This is a genomic window from Amycolatopsis dendrobii, from assembly GCF_014145675.1.
In the GTDB taxonomy this organism is placed as follows: Bacteria; Actinomycetota; Actinomycetes; order Mycobacteriales; family Pseudonocardiaceae; genus Amycolatopsis; species Amycolatopsis dendrobii.
This window is the reverse complement of sequence record NZ_JACGZW010000007.1, coordinates 64028-85446: the sequence shown is the minus strand read 5'-3', so window position 1 is coordinate 85446 and position 21419 is coordinate 64028. Positions and strand designations below refer to the sequence as shown.

Annotated in this window: 18 protein-coding genes, 1 other RNA gene and 1 riboswitch; of the genes, 11 read left to right on the top strand and 8 right to left on the bottom strand. The window is 69.7% G+C overall.

The genetic code is table 11. From position 1 onward, the window contains the following. Positions 1-16: 16 nt before the first annotated feature. A riboswitch (ZMP/ZTP riboswitch) is annotated at positions 17-107 on the top strand. A gap of 25 nt (positions 108-132) precedes the next feature. Together folP and H4281_RS21110 are read left to right on the top strand one after the other, a co-directional pair. Further along, positions 133-984 carry a dihydropteroate synthase gene (folP, locus tag H4281_RS21115; protein WP_182892676.1) on the top strand — a complete coding sequence of 284 codons (852 nt, stop codon included), beginning with the start codon at positions 133-135 and terminating at the stop codon, positions 982-984. Next, complete coding sequence (locus tag H4281_RS21110; protein ID WP_182892675.1) at positions 981-1943, top strand: threonine ammonia-lyase; 963 nt, start codon at positions 981-983, stop codon at positions 1941-1943. The genes folP and H4281_RS21110 overlap by 4 nt, the downstream gene beginning before the upstream one ends. A gap of 447 nt (positions 1944-2390) precedes the next feature. Here the strand turns inward: H4281_RS21110 and H4281_RS21105 are convergent, their stop codons facing one another. Genes H4281_RS21105 through H4281_RS21095 form a run of 3 tightly spaced genes read right to left on the bottom strand, consistent with a single transcriptional unit; the run spans position 2391 to position 5086 of the window. Further along, positions 2391-2807, bottom strand: a complete 417-nt coding sequence (locus tag H4281_RS21105; protein WP_182892674.1) for a VOC family protein — start codon at positions 2805-2807, stop codon at positions 2391-2393. A 34-nt stretch (positions 2808-2841) separates the two neighbouring features. Beyond that, positions 2842-4359 (bottom strand): 3-hydroxyacyl-CoA dehydrogenase, encoded by a 1518-nt coding sequence (locus tag H4281_RS21100; protein ID WP_182892673.1) that lies wholly within the window; start codon positions 4357-4359, stop codon positions 2842-2844. Positions 4360-4405: 46 nt separating this feature from the next. After that, positions 4406-5086: a TetR/AcrR family transcriptional regulator gene (locus H4281_RS21095; protein WP_182892672.1), complete on the bottom strand. Its 681-nt coding sequence runs from the start codon at positions 5084-5086 to the stop codon at positions 4406-4408. 125 nt (positions 5087-5211) lie between these two features. Here H4281_RS21095 and H4281_RS21090 point away from each other — a divergent pair, with 125 nt between their 5' ends. Further along, entirely contained in the window at positions 5212-5661 is a 450-nt protein-coding gene (locus H4281_RS21090) for a nitroreductase family deazaflavin-dependent oxidoreductase (protein WP_182892671.1), read from the top strand. 1 nt (position 5662) lies between these two features. Here H4281_RS21090 and H4281_RS21085 read toward each other — a convergent pair whose 3' ends face one another. Both H4281_RS21085 and H4281_RS21080 read right to left on the bottom strand, forming a co-directional pair. Then, the gene (locus tag H4281_RS21085; protein ID WP_182892670.1) at positions 5663-5857 is read right to left on the bottom strand and encodes a hypothetical protein; all 195 of its coding nucleotides are present in this window, start codon (positions 5855-5857) and stop codon (positions 5663-5665) included. Positions 5858-5920: 63 nt separating this feature from the next. Beyond that, the gene (locus H4281_RS21080; protein WP_182892669.1) at positions 5921-6490 is read right to left on the bottom strand and encodes a hypothetical protein; all 570 of its coding nucleotides are present in this window, start codon (positions 6488-6490) and stop codon (positions 5921-5923) included. A gap of 170 nt (positions 6491-6660) precedes the next feature. On the opposite strand from H4281_RS21080, the gene H4281_RS21075 reads away from it, so the two are divergent. Genes H4281_RS21075 through H4281_RS21065 form a run of 3 tightly spaced genes read left to right on the top strand, consistent with a single transcriptional unit; the run spans position 6661 to position 10714 of the window. Next, positions 6661-7413: a response regulator transcription factor gene (locus H4281_RS21075; RefSeq protein ID WP_009084604.1), complete on the top strand. Its 753-nt coding sequence runs from the start codon at positions 6661-6663 to the stop codon at positions 7411-7413. Further along, a complete protein-coding gene (locus tag H4281_RS21070; protein ID WP_220507592.1) occupies positions 7388-8875 on the top strand; it encodes a sensor histidine kinase in 1488 nt (495 codons plus the stop codon). The genes H4281_RS21075 and H4281_RS21070 overlap by 26 nt, the downstream gene beginning before the upstream one ends. A 45-nt stretch (positions 8876-8920) precedes the next feature. Continuing rightward, entirely contained in the window at positions 8921-10714 is a 1794-nt protein-coding gene (locus tag H4281_RS21065) for an ArnT family glycosyltransferase (RefSeq protein WP_182892668.1), read from the top strand. Here H4281_RS21065 and H4281_RS21060 read toward each other — a convergent pair. Beyond that, a complete protein-coding gene (locus H4281_RS21060) occupies positions 10701-11606 on the bottom strand; it encodes a serine/threonine dehydratase (protein ID WP_182892667.1) in 906 nt (301 codons plus the stop codon). The genes H4281_RS21065 and H4281_RS21060 overlap by 14 nt on opposite strands. A gap of 260 nt (positions 11607-11866) precedes the next feature. On the opposite strand from H4281_RS21060, the gene H4281_RS21055 reads away from it, so the two are divergent. From H4281_RS21055 to ffs, 4 genes are all read left to right on the top strand, one after another. Continuing rightward, on the top strand, positions 11867-14194 hold the full coding sequence (locus H4281_RS21055) for a sensor histidine kinase (RefSeq protein ID WP_182892666.1): 2328 nt from the start codon (positions 11867-11869) through the stop codon (positions 14192-14194). Beyond that, the gene (locus tag H4281_RS21050) at positions 14191-14610 is read left to right on the top strand and encodes a roadblock/LC7 domain-containing protein (protein WP_009084595.1); all 420 of its coding nucleotides are present in this window, start codon (positions 14191-14193) and stop codon (positions 14608-14610) included. The genes H4281_RS21055 and H4281_RS21050 overlap by 4 nt, the downstream gene beginning before the upstream one ends. 3 nt (positions 14611-14613) lie before the next feature. Beyond that, positions 14614-15108 (top strand): GTP-binding protein, encoded by a 495-nt coding sequence (locus H4281_RS21045; RefSeq protein ID WP_182892665.1) that lies wholly within the window; start codon positions 14614-14616, stop codon positions 15106-15108. A gap of 5 nt (positions 15109-15113) precedes the next feature. After that, positions 15114-15213: signal recognition particle sRNA small type (gene ffs / locus H4281_RS21040), an RNA gene on the top strand. Positions 15214-15220: 7 nt separating this feature from the next. Here the strand turns inward: ffs and H4281_RS21035 are convergent. After that, positions 15221-16093, bottom strand: coding sequence for a spermidine synthase (locus H4281_RS21035; RefSeq protein ID WP_182892664.1), 873 nt, complete (start codon positions 16091-16093; stop codon positions 15221-15223). A gap of 24 nt (positions 16094-16117) precedes the next feature. On the opposite strand from H4281_RS21035, the gene H4281_RS21030 reads away from it, so the two are divergent. Beyond that, the gene (locus tag H4281_RS21030) at positions 16118-18187 is read left to right on the top strand and encodes a DNA polymerase III subunit gamma and tau (RefSeq protein WP_182892663.1); all 2070 of its coding nucleotides are present in this window, start codon (positions 16118-16120) and stop codon (positions 18185-18187) included. Positions 18188-18253: 66 nt separating this feature from the next. On the opposite strand, the gene H4281_RS21025 is transcribed toward H4281_RS21030, so the two are convergent. Then, complete coding sequence (locus H4281_RS21025; protein ID WP_182892662.1) at positions 18254-21358, bottom strand: TIM-barrel domain-containing protein; 3105 nt, start codon at positions 21356-21358, stop codon at positions 18254-18256. Positions 21359-21419: the final 61 nt, after the last annotated feature.

Here is a 21419-nt window from a genome sequence, read left to right as displayed (position 1 = left end):
ATTTCTTGTTACTGTGTCGTTAGGCCGTGACTGGCGTGTGAAGATGGATCACCATCGGGGAGCGGCCTCGTCCTCGTGACGTCGTGCCGTACGCCTGGGCTCTTGTGGGATCGAGATCCGGGAGACACGGCGATGGTTGAACCTCTGGCCTTTTCGGAAGAGTCTTGGCACCGGCCGCGGCTGGTGGGAATCGTGAACGTCAGCGCGGACTCGTTCTCCGACGGCGGCAGATTCCTTGCCCCGGCGAACGCGCTCGCCCATGCGCGCCGATTGCTGGCGGCCGGCGCGGACGTCGTCGAACTCGGCCCCGCGGCCAGTCATCCGGGCTCGGAGCCGGTGACCGCCGACGAGGAAGTGCGGCGGCTGGATCTGGTCCTGGACCGCCTGGTCGCCGAAGGCATCCCCGTGTCGGTCGACTCGTTCCAGCCGCGGACCCACCGGTTCGCCGCCGCTCGTGGTGCCGCGTTTCTCAACGACATCCAGGGATTTCCGGACCCTGCCCGGTATGCGGAGCTGGCCGATACCGGATGCCGCCTCGTCGTCATGCACTCGGTGCAGCGGCGGGGCCCCGCGACCAAAGTGCGCACCGATCCGCAGACGGTGCTGACGGCTCTGGAGCGTTTCTTCGATCAGCGGCTGGCCGCGCTCCAAGCGGCGGGCATCGACCGCGAACGGCTGATCATCGATCCCGGGCTCGGATACTTTCTCGGTGCCACGCCGGAACCGTCGCTGGCAGTGCTGGCGGCGCTTCGCGCGATCAGGACCCGGTTCGGCGTCCCGATCATGGTCTCGCCGTCCCGGAAGTCGTTTCTCCGCGCGATCACCGGGCGCGAGCTCGCGGAGATCGGACCGGCCAGCCTGGCCGCTGAGCTGTACGCCGCCAGTCACAGCGTCGATTTCATCCGGACTCACGACGTCGCGGCGCTTCGGGACGCGCTCACCGTCCTCACTGCTTTGAACCAGTACGCAGGAGCCAGCCGATGACGCGCCTCGACACCGCTCGGATCCGAGTTGCTCGCCAGCGGATCGACCCTGCTTTCCTCGACACTCCGCTGTACCGCTGTGAGGCGCTGGAGCGCGACCTCGGTTGCGCGGTGAGCATCAAACTCGAAACGGCGAACCCCGTCCGCAGCTTCAAGGCGCGCGGTACCGAAGTCGTCGCGAGCGCGCTCGCCGACAGCCGTGCCTCCGCTGTCGTGTGCGCGAGCGCGGGAAACCTTGGCCAGGCCCTCGCCTGGTCCGGGCGCGGCCGGGGACTCGACGTCACCGTGGTGGCCTCCCGCTTCGCACCCGCCGCCAAGCTCGATCGCATCCGCGCACTGGACGCCCGGCTGGAACTGGTGGACGGCGACATCGAGACGGCGCGCGACCGAGCCGCCGCCATCGCGCGGCACGACGGCATCCGGCTGGTCGAAGACAGCCTGGACCTCGAGACCTGCGAGGGCGCGGCAACCATCGGCCTCGAACTGGTGGATGCGGTCCCCGCGTTCGATGCCGTACTGATCGCTCTGGGCGGAGGCGCGCTGGCCACCGGGGTGGGGCACGTGCTCAAGGAGTGCGCGCCAGGGGTCGAGGTGATCTGCGTCCAGCCACTGGGCGCACCGGCGATGACGCGCTCCTGGCACCAACGACGCGTCATCTCAACCGACTCGACCGACACCATCGCCGACGGCGTCGCCGGCCGGTTCCCCATCCCGGCTGTCTTGAACGACCTCCTTCTCGTTGCCGACGACGCTGTCCTGGTCCAAGAGGCGTCGATCATCGCTGGTATGCGGATGCTGTTCGAGCGCGCCGGACTCATCGTCGAGCCGTCGGCCGCGCTCGGCGTCGCGGCGATTCTCGAAGACCCTGACCGGTTTGCTGGACGGCATGTGGTCACTGTCGTTTGCGGGAGCAATGTCGACGCAGCTTCCTACCGCCGCTGGATCGGGGCGGAATCCTGACCCGGTTTCGCTGGGGCGGCGGAAGGGCTGGGACGGTTTTCGCGGCGGCTGAAGGAATTCTGCTAAGGAATCTTGGGTTGTGAAGGGTCCCTTCGCTGTGACTTCGTTGCGCCGCAACCTAGTCCAGCGACCTACACTGAGGCAGCGGCGACACAGAGTTCGTTCCGCTCGGGAAGCGCCATCACGGCACGGTGTCCGCAGCGACCCAACGACCCGCACCGAGGCAGCCGGGCCCCAGGACTCGCCCCAAACCAGACCTGCCGCCACCTGGTTTATGCAGCAGTCCGGCACCTGTGCCGAGGCAGCCGGGCCCAGGGCTCGCCCCAAACCAGACCTGCCGCCGCCTGGTCTATGCAGCAGTCCGGCGACCTGTGCCGAGGCGGCGGCGATGCGGAACTGGTCTTGCTCCGGAGCCCGTCGCCGCATGGCGTCCGCATCAGGCCGGACCTAAGCCGATGCGGCCGCGACGCAGAACTCGTTCCCCTCCGGATCCCCCAGCACCACATGATGTCCCTCTGCCTCCACCAGGATCGCCCCTCCCGCCCCCGCCAAACGTTCAGCCCGTGCCCACTGCGCAGCCGGATCCCCATCCCGAGGCACCCGGATGTCGATATGCAGCCGGTTCTTCACCGTCTTCGGTTCCGGCACCTTCAGGATCGCCAGCCGAGGCCCAGCCCGCTGGGGATGGCACAGCCAGGCGCCATCCCCAGCGGACTCGGGCAGGTCGAATTGCGCGAGCCATTCCCCGCGGGTTCTGAACGGCGGCGGCGGAGGTTCGTCGACATAACCCAGTGCCGTCTTCCAAAAGGCCGCGAGAAGTTGTGCGTCGGTGCAGTCCAGGGTCAGGTCGAAGGTGACAGTCATGCCAGAAAAGCTACTGCCCACCACCGACAAAAACTCAGGCCAGATCAGCCGGACGGGTGCCCGTGGAGGCGAGCGGCAGGCCCAGCGCCACCCGTTCGGTCAGCCAGTTGCTCGGGCGGTAGCGCGGGTCCCCAGTAGCGCGGAGGAGACCGTTCAGGATCCGCAGGACCTTTTCCGGGCCGACCAGGTCGCCCCATTCCAGGGGGCCGCGGGGATAGCCGAGTCCCAGGCGCACCGCGGTGTCGATGTCGGCGGGGGCCGCGAGACCTTGGTCGGCGATGTAACAAGCCGTGTTGATGATCGAGGCAAGCAGGCGTTGGGCGATGGGGGCGGCACCGTCGCGGACGACGGTTACGGGGGTTCCGGTTGCGGCCAAAGCGCCCCAGGCGGCGCGGCCGTAGTGCGGGTCCAGTCCAGGGTGGACAGACATGGTGAAGCGAGATTCGTAGCCAAGGGCGTCGATTCCGACGACGCGCGCGGCGGGCAGTTCCAACTGCCGCGCAGCCTCCACAGTGGACTCCCCGCGCAGGGTCACCAGGAGAACGGTGTCGGGGTAGGCGTCCGGGACGACGTCGACGCCTGCTGCCGACAGAAGGCGGCCTAGGCGTTCGTCGGCGGCGTAGACCGGCATGGCGGGAGCGGGCGGGGCCGTGGGCTCCGGAGGGATTTCTTGTTTCCCGTCGACATAGCGGTAGAAACCTTCGCCGGTTTTGCGGCCGAAGAGCCCGGCGGCGACGCGCGGGCGGGTGAGCCACGACGGGCGCAGGCGCGGTTCGGCGTGGAATCCGCTCCAGATGCTTTCCAGCACCGCGTGCGAGACGTCCAAACCGGTGAGGTCCAGCAGTTCGAACGGGCCGAGCTTGAGGCCGAGGACGTTGCGCGCGATCCGGTCGATCTCGGCGGGAGCGGCGAGGGATTCGGAAAGAATCTGCAGCGCCTCGGTGTTCAGGCCGCGGCCCGCGTGGTTGACGAGGAAGCCGGGAGCGTCCTTCGCCAGCACCGGTTCGTGGCCCCAGCCGCGGACGAGTTCGAGGGCTTCGCCGGGCAGCCAGTCGGCGGTGCGCGCGCCGGGGATGACCTCGACCAGGCGCATCAGCGGGACGGGGTTGAAGAAGTGCAGACCGATCATTCGCGTCGGGTCAGAGATTCCGGCGGCGATTTCGGTGACCGACAGCGAGCTGGTGTTGGTCGCGAAGATCGTGTCAGGGCCGCAGATTTTCTCGAGACCCGCGAAGAGTGTCTGCTTCGTTTCGAGGTCTTCGCGGACGGCTTCCAGCACCAGGTCGACGCCGTCGGCGGGAGCGAGCGGGCCGTCGACCGGAACAAGGCGTTCCTTCGCCGCGCGGCCGTTCTCCTCGGTCAGCTTCTCCTTGGCGACCAGCCGGTCGACCATCGCGCCGACGTGGTCGATCGCCGCCGCGACCGCTTCCGGCTGTACATCCGCGAGTTCCACGGTGACCCCGCCGGTCGCGGCGAGCTGGACGATGCCGCGTCCCATCACCCCGGTGCCGATCACCCGGATCCTGCCGACCCGTCCGGCCCATCCCGTCACGTCGAACCTGCCTTTCGCTTTGGCGCCACGGCGAACTTACCCCGGACTACAGGCCGACGAAGTCCGCCATCTGCCCGACGAGGTGCTCGAAGTACGCGTCCGCCGGGGCGACGCTGCCGACGTACTGGCCGAACAGCTCGAAGTTGAGCGCGCCGAACAGCTGGGTCCAGGCGGCGATGGCGCGCATGACGACCTCCGCGGGCGCGTCGAGGTCCAGGATCCGGGTGAGCTGGTCGGCCTGCGCGCGCAGCTCTTCCGACATCGGCGCGGTGACCGCCGGCTCGTGCGGATGTGCGTCGCGCAGCACCGCGACCAGCGCGAACGCCACTCGCCCGGCGGGGCCGACGGTGTCCTGCGGAGCTTGGTAGCCAGGGATCGGCGAGCCGTAGATGAGCGCGTATTCGTGCGGGTTCGCGCGGGCCCAGTCGCGGGTCGCGCGCCAGATGGCTCGCCAGCGTTCGCGCGGGTCGCCGGTGTGCGGATCGGCCTGTTCGGCGGCCTCGCCGACCGCGTTGTACGCGTCGACGATCAGTGCGGTGAGCAGGTGATCCCGGCTCGGGAAGTACCGGTACAGCGCCGACGAGACCATCCCCAGCGCACGGGAGACCGCGCGCAGGGAAAGTCCGTGCGCGCCGACCTCGGCCAGCTGACGGCGGGCCTCGTCCTTGATCTCGCGGGTCAGCTCGGCGCGGACCCGTTCGCGGGCGGTCCGGGGTGCGGCAGTCATGCGATCAGTGTGCCTCGAATGAGAGCGCTGCGCAAAACCGAGAGCACTGCTCTTGACAGCGGCAAGCGCGCAGGTGTTCACTGTTCACAACAGAGAGCACCGCTCTCAAAACCGAGGAGGACCCCATGACCAGCAGCACTCGTTACCTCGAACCGGGCAAGGCGTCGGCGGCGTTCAACGGCTGCGTCCGCTGGCTCACCAAACGGGGCTTCAGCGTGTGGGGCAGCCGGGTGCTGGGCGTCCGCGGCCGCAAGTCCGGCGAACTGCGCGAGGTGCCGGTCAACTTGCTGCCATTCGAGGGGAAGCAGTACCTGGTGGCCGCGCGCGGCGAAACCCAGTGGGTGCGGAACCTGCGCGCCGCGGGCGAGGGCCAGCTGACCGTCGGACGCCGCACTGAGACGTTCGGTTACCGCGAGTTGTCCGACGAGGAGAAGCCCGCCATCCTGCGCTCGTACCTCAAGCGCTGGGCGTTCGAGGTCGGCACGTTCTTCGAAGGCGTGGACGCGAAGGCACCGGAGGAGAAGCTGCTCGAGATCGCGCCGGGCTACCCGGTGTTCGAGGTCTTCACCCGATGAGTCAGCGAGCGCGTTTGCGGAACGCGGTGGCCGCGACGAGGACCACGCCGACCAGGAACGCGACCAGTCCGATGAGGAACCAGAGCTTCTGGCCGGTCATGAAACTGCCGGTCAGCACGCCAACGCCCTGCAGCACCCACACCGCGCCGACGAGCACCAGCACCACACCGCACGCCAGCGTGATCCACCGCTTCACGACCATCTCCTCGCTCGGGAAGGGAACCTCGGGGAAGTGTCTCAAGGTTCCCTTCCGAACGGGTTACCCGCGGCGGCGCGGCTGTCCGTTGCCGAACTGCTGTGCCTCGCCGAGCGAGGTCGCGGTGGCGGTGGTGCCCTGGACCTTCGCGACCACGGTGACGCTGTCGCCGGACTTCGGCGAACCGGTCTTCTGCGTGGCCGAATCCAGCGTGTAGGTCTGCTTGTAGCCGTCCTTGCTGGTCAGGGTCACCGAGGTGGCGCTGAGTTCGGTGATCGTCCCGGTCTGCAGTCGTTCGGTCACGTACCCGCCTGCCGGATCCGTCACCACGAAATCGCCGTGCAGCGCGTCTCGCAGCGCGGCCATCCCGCCCATGCCGCCGCGGCCGGCGAAGCCGCCTTGCCCACCGGGCCCGCCTGGACCGCCGAATCCGCCGGGACCTTGCTGCGCGGTCGCGTTGTTGCCGCTGGTGCCCGCCCAGATCGCCAGCCCGCCGCCGACCGCGATCACGACCGCGACGCCCGCCGCGATCGCGGTTTTCCGGCCCGACCACGCCCTCCCCTGGCCGCTGCCGCCGGAAGCGGGAGCGGGCTGCTCTCCCCAGGTCGCGCCCTCTGCTGGATCGGTCGTCATGGTCTCCTCCGGAACGTTCGAGCTGGTTCTTCCCGAGCGTCGGGGCAGCCGCTGTGCGGAAGCTGTGCCGGACGTGGGGGACACCTGTGCACCTCAGCGGGGGAACGTCGCACAGGAAACACACAGCCGGGGCACAGCTCGACCTGAAGACAGGGCCCGAAGATGGCACCATGAGCAGTGTGAACGCCGCGTCTGCCGGCCGGGGCAAGGCCGAACTGCGCCGCGCGGACGGCAGCCCGGTCCGCGTGCTGGTCGTCGACGACGAGTCGACGCTGGCCGAACTCGTGTCCATGGCCCTGCGGATGGAGGGCTGGGAGGTGCGCAGCGCGGGCACCGGTGCCGAGGCGGTGCGCATCGGCCGCGATTTCCGGCCGGACGCCGTGGTGCTCGACGTGATGCTGCCCGATTTCGACGGGCTCGAGGTGTTGCGCCGGATGCGCGCCGAAACGCCGTATCTGCCGGTTCTTTTCCTGACCGCGAAAGACGCGGTGGAAGACCGGATCGCCGGGCTCACCGCGGGCGGCGACGATTACGTGACCAAACCGTTCAGCCTGGAAGAAGTGGCGCTGCGGCTGCGCGCGCTGCTGCGCAGGGCGGGCGGTGTTTCCGGCGCGACCGGGTCGCAGCTGGTGGTCGGCGATCTGACCTTGGACGAGGACAGCCGCGAGGTGCACCGCGGCGGCGATCTGGTGCCGCTGACCGCGACCGAGTTCGAATTGCTCCGCTACCTGATGCGCAATCCGCGCCGGGTGCTGTCGAAGGCGCAGATCCTCGACCGCGTGTGGAGCTACGATTTCGGCGGCCAGGCGAATATCGTCGAGCTGTACATTTCCTACCTCCGCAAGAAAATCGACGCCGATCGGGAACCGATGATCCACACCATGCGCGGCGCCGGGTATGTCCTCAAACCCGCCGCGGGCTGAGCGCCGCCGTCCGTGGTCGTTGCGCCGCAGGCTGATCGTTCAGCTGGCGGCGCTGCTCGCGCTGGTCTGCGTGGTGGTCGGCGTGGTCACCGAATTCGCGTTGAACGGCTTTCTCGTCGGGCAGCTCGACCAGCAGCTGTCGGCGGCGAGCGACCGCGGGTTCCGGCATGGCGTGCCGCGTCCGCCCATCAACGGCTCCGGCAAACTGCCGCCCGATCCGCTGCGCGTGCTCGGCCAGCCCGAGGGGACGCTCAGCCTGGTCGTGCGCGACGGACAGGTCAACGGGCAGGTGATCGGTCCGTTCGGCCTCGTCCCGCTGACGCCGGAGCAGGACCGGGTTCTGCTCGTGCTCGCGCCGAACGGTCAGAGCCGCACGGTCGAGCTTCCCGGGAGTCTCAAGAAATATCGCGTGATCGCGACGTATTCGCCGCGCGGCGAGTTCACCGTGATCGGGCTGCCGATGAGCCGGGTTTCGGAAACGTTGTGGCGGCTGGGTTTCATCTTCGGCGGTGTCGCGCTCGGCGGGATTCTCGTCGCCGGGTTCGCCGGCGCGGTGACGATCCGGCGCACGATGGCCCCGCTGGATCGGCTCGCCGCCACCGCTTCCCGGGTGTCCGAGCTGCCGCTGGATCGCGGCGAGGTCGCGTTGTCCGAGCGAGTGCCCGAGGTGGACACCGACCCGCGCACCGAGGTCGGCAAGGTCGGTTCGGCGATCAACCGGATGCTGGGGCACATCGCCGAAGCGTTCGCCGCCCGGCACGCCAGCGAAAGCCGCGTCCGGCAGTTCGTCGCGGACGCGAGCCATGAATTGCGTACGCCGCTCGCCGCGATTCGCGGATATGCCGAGCTGACCCGGCGCGGCAGCGAACAGGTGCCGCCGGACATCGCGTTCGCGATGAGCCGGGTGGAATCCGAATCGGCCCGGATGACGACGCTCGTGGAAGACCTGCTGCTGCTCGCCCGGCTCGACTCCGGACGTGCGGTCGTGCACGAGCCGGTCGATTTGTCCCGGCTGGTCGCGGACGCGGTCGCCGATTCGCACGTCGCCGGTCCGGAACACAAGTGGCTGCTGGAACTTCCCGGCGAGCCGATCGCGGTGCTCGGCGATTCCGGGCAACTGCACCAGGTGGTGCTGAACCTGCTCGGCAACGCCCGCACGCACACGCCCGCGGGCACCACGGTGACCACCGCACTGTCCACACGAGACGGCTGGGTTACTTTGTCCGTTGTGGACGATGGGCCGGGAATTCCGCCGGAAATCCTGCCCGAGGTATTCGAGCGGTTCGCCCGCGGCGACAATTCGCGTTCGCGCGCTGCCGGGAGCACGGGGCTGGGGCTGGCGATTGTCGCCGCGGTCGTGGCCGCGCATTCCGGACGTGTGATGGTCAACAGCGGTCCAGGGCGCACCGAATTCGTGGCTTCGTTCCCGCAATTGCGTGACGGTGGCAACACTTCTTCGTGAGCGATTCACAGCCCGCGCACAGCACGGACCGTGAGAATGACGGGCATGACGACTGTCGTCGCGCCACGCTGGGTGCGCCCCGCCGTCGCGGTGCTGCTGCTGGGCACCGCCGCGTTGTATCTCACGAATGTCGCGATTTCCGGCTGGGGAAACGATTTCTACGCGATGGCCGTGCAAGCGGGCGCCTGGGACTGGAAAGCATGGTTCTTCGGTTCGCTCGACCCGGGCAATGTGGTCACCGTCGACAAACCGCCGCTTTCCCTGTGGATGATGGGATTGTCCGGGCGGGTCTTCGGATTCTCCAGCTGGAGCATGCTGGCGCCGGACGCGTTGGCGGGCGTGGGTTCGGTCGGCCTGCTGTACCTGGCGGTGCGGCGGCTTTCCGGCCCGGTCGCCGGATTGCTCGCCGGAGCGTTGCTCGCGTTCACCCCGGTGGCCGCGTTGATGTTCCGGTTCAACAACCCCGATGCGTTCCTGGTCCTGCTGCTCGTCGCGGGTGCGTATTTCCTGGTGCGGGCGCTGGAAAACGCGAGTACGAAATGGCTGCTGCTGGCGGGCGTCGCGATCGGCTTCGGGTTCCTCGACAAGATGTTGCAGGCATTCCTGGTGTTGCCTGCCTTCGTGCTCGCCTACGCGGTTGCCGCGCCGACTTCGTGGGGACGGCGGGTGCGGCAATTGCTCGCCGCCGCCGGTGCGGTGGTGGTTTCCGCGGGCTGGTGGGTGCTCGCGGTGGCGTTGTGGCCCGTTGCGGATCGGCCGTACATCAGCGGATCGACGAACAACAGCGTGCTGGAATTGGCATTCGGGTACAACGGGCTCGGCCGGATTTTCGGACAGTCGCACGGCGGCGACGCACGACCGAAAATGCCGGATTTTTCCGGTGCCGGACATGGCTTCGGCGGCCAGGCGGGCTTGACGCGCCTGTTCACTCAGCAGTTCGGCGGCGAGGCGTCGTGGCTGCTGCCCGCCGCGTTGATCGGGCTGGCGGCCGGGTTGTGGTTTACCCGGCGTGCGCCGCGCACTGACCGGACTCGCGCGGCGTTGCTGCTGTGGGGTGCGTGGACGGTGATCAGCGCCCTCGTGTTCAGCTACATGAGCGGGATCATCCACCCGTACTACACAGTCGCACTCGCCCCGGGAATCGCCGCCACTGTAGCGATTTCCACGACGGAACTATGGCGCGGACGTGCCTATTTCGCCCCACGCGCGGTGCTCGCGACGATGTTGGCGGCGACCGTCGCGTGGAGTTTCGTGCTGCTGGATCGGACGCCGAACTGGCAGCCGTGGGTGCGGTACACCGTGCTGGTGCTCGGTGTCTTGGGCGTGGTCGCGCTGGCGCTCGGGGCCGCCCGCCGTGCTGTCGCGCTGCTGGCGCTGGTGGCCGCTCTGCTGGGGATGGCGTCCTTCACCGTGGCGACCGCGGCGACGGCGCATACCGGAGGAAGTCCGGCGTCCGGGCCGCCGCACAAGGGACGCACCAGCTTCGGCGGGCCACAGCAGTCCAATGTGGAGTTGAACCGGCTGCTCGAGACCACGACGACGAAGTGGGCTGCCGCGGAAACCGGTGCGATGCAGGCTGCTGGGCTCGCGCTGGGCAGCGGCAAACCGGTGCTCGCGGTCGGCGGGTTCAGCGGCGGCGATCCAGCTCCGACACTCGCGCAATTCCAGCAGTACGTGGCGAGCGGGGACATCCACTACTTCGTCGTCGGCGCGCGAAACGGCCGCGGCGGCCCGAACGGCAGCCGCGGCACCTCCGGGAAGATCGCTGCCTGGGTCGAGCAGCATTTCCATCCCGCCGCAGTCGGCGGCGCGAAGGTCTACGACCTCATGCAAAAGTGACCGAGGTATTGGCTCCGCACAAGACGAAACACGGCAATTCGGCCGGTACGCGTCCGGCCAGCCAGGCGGCCAGCGGAGCTGCGGCGGCCGGTTCGACGACGAGCCGGAAGTCGCGCCACAGCAGGTCGCGCGCGGCGAGGATCTCGGCGTCGGACACCAGCACGGACGTGACGCCTGGCGAGCTGAGGACGCCGAACGCCAGCTCGCCGACGCGGGTCGCGCCAAGTGCGGAGGCGGCGACCGAGTCGATGGTGACGTCCACTGGCTCGCCCGCGGCGAGGGCGGCGTGCAAGGCCTGGCAGTGCTCCGGCTCCACCGCGAACACCTGACGGCCGTCTGCGGCCAGTGTCGCGCCGGACGCCAGCCCGCCGCCGCCCACTGCGACGGCAATGGCGTCGACGTCCGGTGCGTCGGCCACGATCTCCGCGGTCGCGGTTCCTTGTCCGGCGATCACGTCGGCGTCGTCGTACGCGTGCAGGTAGCGGGTGCCGGGTTCTTCTGCGACGGTCAGCGCGGCTGCCGCGGCCTCGCCGTACGTCGCGCCGTGCCGGATGAGCTTCGCGCCGGCCGCTTCGATGCCGGCGGCCTTCGCCTCGGGCACGGACTCCGGCACGTAGACGACTGCGGGGACGCCCAGCGCCTGCGCGGCGGTGGCGACGCCGAGGCCGTGATTGCCACCGGACGCCGTGACCACGCGCTTCGGTTTCGGCCCGGTGAGCAGGGCGTTTGCCGCGCCGCGGAGCTTGAACGAACCAGACCGCTGGAGCTGCTCCAGCTTGAGCACGAGGGGACGACCGTCGATTTCGGTGCGTAACAGCGGCGTCCACCGGACGTGTGGTCGGAGGCGGAGATGGGCAGCGGCGACGTCGGCGGCGACAGGTGCGGTGCGCATATCGGCCATTCTCCTCCCGGCATCCTCGCTCGGGTGCCGCTCGCCGGGAAAACCCCAGCGTGTCAGGGCGCGACACGGGACAAGAGGGCATTGTCTAGATCTTGCGGATCTCGCTAAGCTCTGCGCAGACGTGGGGTGTCCGACCATGTGCGTACCGCGACGAGTACTACCGAGAGTAGTAGCGTCCTGCGGGTGTCCCCGTTCGGTGCACTTCACGCCTCGGTCTCGTCGGGACTCCTCGGGAACGGAAGGTGACGTGGATGCGCGACGGCTCGGCCCGGTCGCGGGAATCCGCTGCGCGGCTGCTTGACCGCCTCGGGATCCGCACCGTGCAGGCGCGAGTGACCGTGCTGGTCGTGGCTCCGCTGGTCCTGGTCGTGGCGGCGGCGGTTCCGCTCGTCGTCACCCAGGTCGCCGCCGCGTCGGCGGCCGCGACCACTTCGGACACCGCGGCCCGGGGGCAGCGGGTGGGCGGCCTGGTTGGCCAGTTGCAGCGGGAAAGCCTGCTCGCGGCCGCTTTTGTCGCTGACCCGTCGGCCACCAATTCGGCGCTCGTCCGGCAGCAGCAGGCAGTGGACAGGGCTGCGCACGGCGTCGCGGACAGCCTGGTCAGCCCCGGTGGCGCACTGTCGAAACTGCGGCAGAACACGCTCAATCGTCAGATTTCCGCAGTTGATATCGCCTCTGGCTACGATTCCATGTCCGCAAGCCTGATCGACACGCTGGGGCTGGCCACTTCGGACAGCTCCGATGCCAGGACGCTCGACGCCCTGCTGCGCGCCGACGAACAGCGAGCGGCCCGGGCGACCGCGCTGATCGCGTCCACTGGAGCTGATCGAGCAGGTCAGCGCGCTGCCGTCTACGGAGAACAGTTCGCCCGGCTGGCCGGGAAGCAGGACGCCGCGCAGCTCGTCGCGGTCGAGACCGGAGCGACGGCCCAGCAACTCGACCGGCTCGCCGCGGCGCCGCGGCAAGACCGGCAGTTTGTGTCCGATGTGGTCACTGCGGGTACTCAGCTCGCCGATCAGCGCGACGCGGCGGAGACCCGGATCGCCGGGGCGATCGCCGATGCTGCTTCCGCGAAAGCGTCCAGCGCCACCCGGACGGCCTTCATCGTCGGCGGTGCCGCGATTGTCCTTTTCGGACTGGTTGCCGCATTGTCGGTGCTGGCCGCGCGATCCGTCGCCCGGCCGTTGCGGCGGTTGGCGAGCCAAGCCCGCTCGACCGCCGATCTGGCCGCCCCTGAATTGGTTCAGGTCGCCGAGCCGGAATCGGGTCCGCCGCAACCGTTGCTGCCCGCGATCGAGGCGGACACCGGCGGCGAACTGGCCGAGCTGGCGGATGCGTTCAACCGGCTCCGCGGCGCCGGGGCGGAAGCGGTGACCGAACAGGCGAACTCGCGGCGAGCGGGGGTGCAGCTGCTGGTCGGAGCGGCCAAGCGCACGCAGAACCTGGTCGCGGGCCAGCGCACGGTGCTCGAGGAATTGACGCGCAGCGCCGACGATCCGGTGTTGCTCGCCGGACTGCACCGCGTGGGGCACGCCGCGCTCCGGCTGCGGCGCACCGCGGACGATCTGCTTGTGGTGACCGGAAACCGCGACGAGACCCGGGTCGGCGGTCCGATCGAACTGGCCACCGCGCTGCGTTCGGCGGCCGCGGAAATCGACGACGAATCCCGGATCCGGCTCGGCGAACCGGCGGAGGCACTGCTCGCGCCGTCGCTGGGGATCGACCTGGTGCTGCTGTTCGCCGAACTGCTGGAAAACGCCGCCGCGTTCTCGCCGCCGGAGTCGGCGGTGGAGATTTCGACGGAGTTCCAGCCGTCCGGCGATCTGCTGGTGAGCATTGCCGACCACGGCGTCGGGCTGTCCGCGGACCGGCTGGCGCAGGAGAACCGCAGGCTCGCCGAACCGGTCGACGCGGCGTCCGGGCAGCAACTCGGCCTGGCTGTGGTCGGACGGCTCGCGCAGCGGCATTCGCTGCGCGTCGAACTGGAGTCCACTCCGGACGGTGGGGTGACGGCAACGGTCTCGGTGCCGCAGGCGCTGTTCACCCGCGACGTCGATTTCCGCCGCGGGCCTGGGCTTTTCGAGCCGGGTCAGGTGCCCGACCCGCGACCGGTGCTGCTCCCCGCGCCTGCGATCGCCGCGCTGTCCACGCCGACCCCGGCCGGGTTCCGCTGGTTCACCGACCCGCCGGAGCCAGAAGCCGGCGAAGCGAACCCGGAAGAAGCTCCGAAGTGGCCGGAAGCCGAGCCGGAATTCGCCTCCCTCGCCGGAACACTGGAACTCCCCGAGGAAACCGAAGAGTCCACAGAGGACGTTCCGGACGCACAGGACACCGCGGACCCGTCGCCGACGCACCAGTTCACCGTGGTGCAACCGGAATCCCGCGACGGCGTGTTCCGCCGCGTCCCCGGCGCGCAGCTGGCCCCGGGGCTCAAACTGCCGCAGATCGTCCGCACCCCGTTGCCGCGTCGCGAATTGCGCGATCCGGCCGCCGAACGGGCCACCTTCGACTCGTTTTCCGACGGCGTCGCCAAAGCACAGCAAGTCACCGCTCAGCAGGCCGATCAAGGAGGATCATGACCGTTCCCGCCGCCGCGCAGAACTTCAACTGGCTGGTCAACCGCTTCGCGCTGCACACCGCCGGCGCGATCGCCGCGCTCGCCGTGTCCGCGGACGGGCTGCTGATCGCCGCGTCGCAGGACCTCGACCGCGCGGACGCCGACCGGCTCGCGGCGACCTGCTCGGCGATGCTCGCGCTGGCGCAGAGCGTGTCCGAAAGCCATCCGCTCGGCGATCCGGACAAGGTCGTGGTCGAGCTGGAACGCGGCTACCTCGTGGTCTGCACCATCAGCATCGGCTGCTCGCTCGGCGTGCTGGCCAACAAGCAGGCCAGCCTCGGCACGATCGCCTACGAGATGGCGATGTTCGCCAACCGCGCCTCCGAAGTCCTTACCCCCGCGCTGGTCGAGGAGTTGAAGAACACCGCGTTCGCCTGACCCGTGAAGATTCTCGTGCTTGGCCCGGCCGGAGCCGGGAAAACGACGGCGGTGCACGCCGTTTCGGAGATCGCGCCGGTGCGCACCGACGCCGGCGACACCACCGCGGCGCTCGACTTCGGCAGACTCGGCGAGGGCGAGCGGCGGCGGTACCTGTTCGGCGCGCCGGGACAGGCCCGGTTCTGGTTCCGCTGGCCCGACCTCGTGCGAGGCGCGGACGCCGCACTCGTCGTGGTCGACCCGCGGCGGATCGCGGACGCCTATCCGGTGCTCGACGCGGTTGAAGGGCTGCGGCTGCCGTTCGTGGTCGGGGTGAACTGCTTCGACGGGCTGCTCACTCGACCGCTGCACGACGTGCGCTGGGCGTTGACCGTGCGCGACGGCATTCCGGTGCACCCGTTCGACGCCCGCGACCCGGCGTCCGTGCGGGAGGTGCTCGACCTGGTCGCGGCGGGGGTGACCGAGGGGGCGCGGGCGCGGCAACCGAGTCCGCTATAGTCGTCTGCGGGGACCCCCCGTGGCGTCCACCCTGTGAACTTCCCCAGGGCCGGAAGGCAGCAAGGATAAGCGGGCTCTGGCGGGTACGGGGGGAACCCGCTTTTTTATGCGGTTAGAACAGCCCCAGCACGTCGTCCGGCGGCGTCGGCGAGGGCAGCGATTCCGCGTCGAAGACCGGTGCGGCCTTCCCTCGCAGCTGCCGCAGCTCAGCCCCGTGCACCACTCGCGCCGGATACGGCGAGGACGCCGCGCGCCGGGTCAGCTCCGCGGTCGGCAGGTCGAGCCGGGAGGCGGCCAGCACGAGATTCCCGAATCGGCGGCCGCGCAGCACGCTGGGCTCGGCCAGCAGGACGACGTGCGGAAACACCTCCGCCAGCGTCGCGACGAACCGGCGGGCGAACGGCAGCCCAGGGCCGTCGGAGATGTTCGCCAGCATCGTCGCGCCCGGCCGCAGCACGCGGGCCACATCCGTCACGAACTCCACGGTCGCCAAACCGCCGGCCAGCGTCGCGCGTTCGAAGGCGTCGATCACGATCAAGTCCGCTGTCGCGTCGTGCCTGCTGCGCACGCCCGCGCGGCCGTCCTCGATCCGTACCCGCAGCTTCGGGACGCTGCGCAGGTCGAGCTGTTCGCGGACCAGGTCGATCAGCGGCTCGTCGGCGTCGAAGACCAGCTGGCGCGAACCCGGTCGCGTCGCGGCGACATAACGCGGCAGGGAGCAGCCCGCGCCGCCGACGTGCAGTGCTTCGAGCGGGCCGGGCGGAAGGAAGTCGACCAGATCGCCGAGCCGGCGCACGTAGTCGAACTCCAGGTTCGTCGGGTCGTCCAGATCGACGTAGGACTGCGCCACCCCGTCCACCGAAAGCATCCACGCGTTGGGCCGATCGGCGTCGCGCAGCAGCTCGGCGGTCCCGAACCGCACCGGGTACGTGCCCGGTCGCGGGCCGCTCGGCGCACGGCCGCGACCGGAACGGGAGGGGCTCACCGTGCTCACTGTAGTCTCGGGCTCGTGGCTCTCGCGCTGTACCGGAAGTACCGTCCGGCGACCTTCGCCGAGGTCGTCGGCCAGGAGCATGTGACCGAACCGCTGCGCACGGCACTGGCCGCCGGGCGCATCAACCACGCGTACCTGTTCTCCGGGCCGCGCGGCTGCGGCAAGACGTCGAGTGCGCGGATCATGGCGCGCTCGCTCAACTGCGCCAAAGGCCCGACCCCGGATCCGTGCGGCGAGTGCAACTCGTGCCGCGCGCTCGCGCCGGAAGGCCCTGGCAGCGTCGACGTCACCGAACTCGACGCGGCCAGCCACGGCGGTGTGGACGACGCCCGCGAACTGCGGGACAAGGCGTTCTACGCGCCCGCCGAATCGCGCTATCGCGTGTTCATCATCGACGAGGCGCACATGGTCACCACGCAGGGCTTCAACGCCCTGCTGAAGATCGTCGAAGAACCGCCTGAGCACCTGATCTTCATCTTCGCGACCACCGAGCCGGACAAGGTGCTCACCACCATCCGCTCGCGCACGCACCACTACCCGTTCCGGCTGATCCCGCCGAGTTCGATGCGAGAGTTGCTGGAGCGCAACGTCGCCGCCGAGGGCGCGACGGTCGAACCGGCGGTGTACCCGCTGGTGATCCGGGCAGGCGGCGGTTCGGCTCGCGATACGCAGTCGGTGCTGGACCAGCTGCTCGCCGGGGCCGGTCCGGAAGGCGTCACGTACCCGCGGGCGGTGTCGCTGCTCGGCGTCACGGACACCGCGCTGATCGACGCGGTGATCGACGGGCTCGCGAACGACAACCCGGCGGAAGTGTTCGGCACCGTCGAGAAACTGGCCGACGCCGGACACGACCCGCGCCGGTTCGCCACCGACCTGCTCGACCGGCTGCGCGACCTGCTGCTGATGCGCGCGGTCCCGGAAGCGGGCGAACGCGGCCTGGTCGCCGCGCCGGACGACGAGCTGAAGCGGATGACCGAGCAGGCCGAGAAGCTCGGCCCGGCCACGCTGTCCCGCTACGCCGACATCGTCCACAGTGGACTTCTCGAGATGCGCGGCGCGACGTCGCCGCGGCTCGTGCTCGAACTGCTCTGCGCGCGCATGCTGCTGCCGTCGGTTACCGAGGCGGAGAAAGCCTTGCTGGCGCGGATCGAGCGGCTCGAGCGGCGGCCCGCCGGCGCGCCCGCTGCGGCTGGTCCCGCCGTCGCGCCCGGTCCTCCTCCCGCTCCGGCCGCCGGGCCTGCTCCGGTTGCCGCCGCTGCTCCCGCGGAGGCTCCGGCGCGGTCGTTCCAGCGGCCTTCGCAGCGTCCGGCGCAGGAAGCTCCCGCCGCACCGGCCCGTCCGGCCGCGGAGGAACCGGCGCGTCCGGCCCGGCCGGAGGTCAGCCGTCCGGCACCCGCGGAACCGCCTGCCCCCGCGCAACAGCCTGCCCCTGTTTCGGAAGCGCCCGCTGCTGCGCCGGTAGCGGAGGAAGCCCCGGTCGCGGGCGGAATCGACGCGGCCAAGGTGCGCGAGAAATGGCCGCAACTGCTGGCGTCGCTGCGGAAGTTCACCGGCGGCCGCGCGCTCGAAGCCATGCTCACGCAGGCGACGGTCGCCGAGGTCGACGGTTCGGCGGTCACGCTGACGCACAAGTCCGAACCGCTCGCCCGGCGGCTGAGCGACCAGGGCAACGCGAGCAAGATCGCGGCCGGGCTGAGCGAGGTGCTCGGCGGCGAATGGCAGGTCCGCTGCGTGCACGGCGCGGCCGCGGCCGCCGCCCCGGCGAGGCAGGCTCCCCGGCAGCAACCGGCGGCACCGGCTCCGGAACGGTCGTTCACGCGTCCGTCCGCGGCGGCCCAGGCCCCGGCGGCCGCCGCTCCGGCGGCCCCGCCGAAGCCCGCGGCGGAAGCGCCGAGCCGACCGCGCGTCACCACGAGCGAACCGGACATCCCGCTCCCGCCCGAGCCTGCGGACGAGGACGACGACATCTACTCCGAGGACTCCAGCCCGGTCCCGCCGCCTCCGCCGCCGCCCGCGGAGGAGGACCCGGAGCAGATCGCGCGGAAACTGCTCTCGGACCACCTCGGCGCGCGTCCACTGGACTAGCCGCCTCGTGAGTGGCGGTGCCGCGGCAGCAGGCCCGCCGCAGCTCCGGCCCGCCGTCCGCTGGTGTCACGACACCAGGCGGACCATGTGCGGATGCTGCGCTGGCGGCGCTTGCACGGTCACCGTCCGGGTAGCGGCGTCCCAGCTCCAGGCTCCGCTGCGCCGACCGTCCACATACACCGCCGACGGTGCCGCAGCGTTGGTGAACCGGACGGTCCAAGCGCGTTGCGAGGCACCGATGGTCAGCGTTGCCGAGTGCGCATTTTCGGTGTAGCGCAACGCAGTCGCCGACCGTTCTTCCTGGAGAGTGAACGCGCCGTTGTGGCCGCCAGCCACCGTGACGGTCGCGGCGGTAAGCGGATCGTGCGCGTCGCCAGCGACGTTTCCGCTACGGGCGACCATGATTCCGCCCGAGCGCACGAACACCGGCATCGTGTCCCAGCCCGTGGTGATCTGCGCGGTGGTGCCGCCGCGGTAGGTCTTGCCGGTGAAGTAGTCCGTCCAGTCGTTGCCCGGCGGGAACCAGACGCTCGTGGTCGCCGTGGCACCCGGGCTGGTCGCCGGAGCCACGAGGACGTCCGGGCCGTACAGGTATTCGCCGCCAGCCTGGGCGTACGCCTCCTGCTGGTCCGGATATTGCAGGTACAGCGGCCGGACGATCGGCATTCCCGTCGCGGTCGCCTGCTGCGCGAGCGTGTACGTGTACGGCACGAGATTTTCGCGCAGGTTAAGGAATTTCGTCGCTGACGCGTCCGCGGCGGCTCCGTACTGCCAGGGCAGCCGGTCGCTGTGGTTGGAGTGCAGCCGGTCGATCGGCTGGAACGTCCCGAGTTGCACCCAGCGCGCGTACAGATCGTCCGGCAGTTTCGTGCTGCCTGGTTCCGTGCCCGGCTGCTGCAATCCGCCGGTGTGGCCGCCGATGTCGTGGCTCACTGAAGCCAGGCCGGTCGCGGCGGATTCGCCGGGAGTGTAGCCGACCTCGAAGGCCAGCGTCGCCCAGTCGGAAATGGTGTCGCCGGTGAAGTGCAGAGTGGTGCGTTTGTCCGCCCACGGGCCGGTCGGCACGGCGGTCGGCGAGCTGTATCCGCCGGCTTGCAGCGAGCCGTACGCGCGGGAGAAAGCGAAGCCGCCGTGCTCTGCGTACTGCTGGTTGATCCACGCATCCGGGGTGACGCCGGCGAGGCTGGATTTCGAGGCGTCGCAACACCAGTCGAGCCACCAGACGTCGTTGCCCTGCTGTTCCATCGGCCGGTGCAGGTCGAAGTAGGCCCGCAGCTGGTCGGGGTCGCCGAAATCGAAGACGTAGCAGTCTTTTCCGCAGCTGGACTGGAGTTTGCCCTTCGCGGTCGCCTGTGCGGCCGGGAACTGCGGGTCGTCGCCGCGGATGCTCGGGTGGATGTTCAGCGACGTGTGCAGGCCCTGGTCGTGGGCCCACTGGAAGAACGCCTTCGGGTCGGGGAAGCGGGTCGGGTCGATTTCCCAGCCGTTCCACCGGTCCGGCGACTTGAAGTCGGTGTCGACGACGAGCATGTCGAGCGGCACGTGCTGTGCGCGGAACTTCGGCACGATCGTCTGCTCGAAGTCGGCAGCTGTGCGGTCGTAGTACTCGGAGTACCAGACGCCGTAAGCCCAGCGGGGCAGCAAGAGCGACGGTCCGGTCAGCTGCGACAGCTCCCGCAGCGCTTGGTCGTAGTTCTGGCCGTAAGCGAAGACGTAGCCGTCCTGGTAGTTCTCGCTGCTGGACCGCTGGGTGACGCTCTTGGTGCGAGGGTCGTACAGCGCCGATGCGGTGTCGTCGAGGAGCGACCAGCCGTCCTGGTAAAGGATTCCGGGTGCGGAGACTGCACTTCCGTCGACACCGTCGAGTCCGCGTCGGTAACCGCCGAGCGGTGCGTGCGGGGCGAGCAACACCGAATGCGCGGCCGTGACGGCGACGGTGTCGAGGTTGACGTGGCAGTTCGAGTCCGGACAGGACAGTGTGACGGTGTTGGTGCCGGCCTTGAGGTTGACCGGGATTGCCTTGGTGCGCCACGAATTCCAGCTGCTGGTCGACGCAAGAGTCAGGTTGGTGGAGGTGCCGCCGGCTTGGAGGGTCAACGAAGTTGGCTGGGTTTGGCCGGAAGCGGCGGTCGCGTCCGCGTAGCGGAGCTGGAGGTCGTAGGCACCGTCGGCGGGGACGCCGGTGATCGTCAGCGCGTCCGACGCGCCGGGTCGCTCCATACCTGCCAGGAAAGCTTTGCCGGAGTGACCGTCGTGGTCGCTGGCCGGGCGCGCGCCGCCGGACAGCGCGCCTTGCTCGGCCTCGCAAAGGACACCGAACGCGCACGGCGTCGGCGCGGGCGGCACGGGTTGCGGGTACTCGGCACCGGTGTTGACCAGGGCAAGGCTGTCGATGTTGACGTTGCCCGAGTCGGTGGGGCCGCGCTTGACGGTCACCTGGTGCTCTCCCGCGGGGAGCGTGATCGGCACGGTCGCGAGCGCCCAGGTGTCCCAGTCAGCGGTGGCTGGCAGCGTGATGGTGCGTGCGTTGGCGCCGTCCACGAGGACGCTGAGCGTGCGGGTCGTGTGCTGCCCGTCGCCGCCGGTTCCGTTGGCGTAGCGCAGATCCAGCTGGTGCTCACCGGAAGCGGTGCTGCGGAAGGCGAGGTTGTCGCCGGAGTTGGCGAAGCCCGCCGCGAAACCGTCACCGGTGTAGCCGCGGTGGTCACTGGCCGCGCCTGGCCCATTGAGCTGCAGTTGTTCGGCCTCGCAGAGGGTGTTGAACGCGCAGACCGGAGTCAGCTTGCCCGCCCATGGCCGTGCGGTGACGTCCTGGCCGCCGGTTCGCAGCTGGACGGTGAGGTTGTCGTCGGAAAACGCGCCCGAGCCGAGCTTGTAGCGCAACTGGACGGCACTGGTCCGGATGGTCAGCCATCCGTCGCGTTTGGTTGCGGTGTAGGGGGTTCTTGGGAAACTGTCGCGGCCGACCGCGTTGAACGTGCCCGCGTCGACGAACTTGGCGTCACCCGCGTATTCGGTGCGGATGAGCGTCGGCGACAGGACTTCGAACCGCGCTGGCCCGGCGGTCACCGATTGCGGAGCGGCCTCGGCGACTCCCGTCGACACGAGCGTGCCCGCCATGGCTGTCACGGCGAAAAGCCGTGCCAGTCGTCCTCGGAGTGAAGTTGCCACCGGCGCCTCCTCGACAGGTTCCCAGCGACGGTAGGTCGGGACCGATCAAGAGAGAAGACGG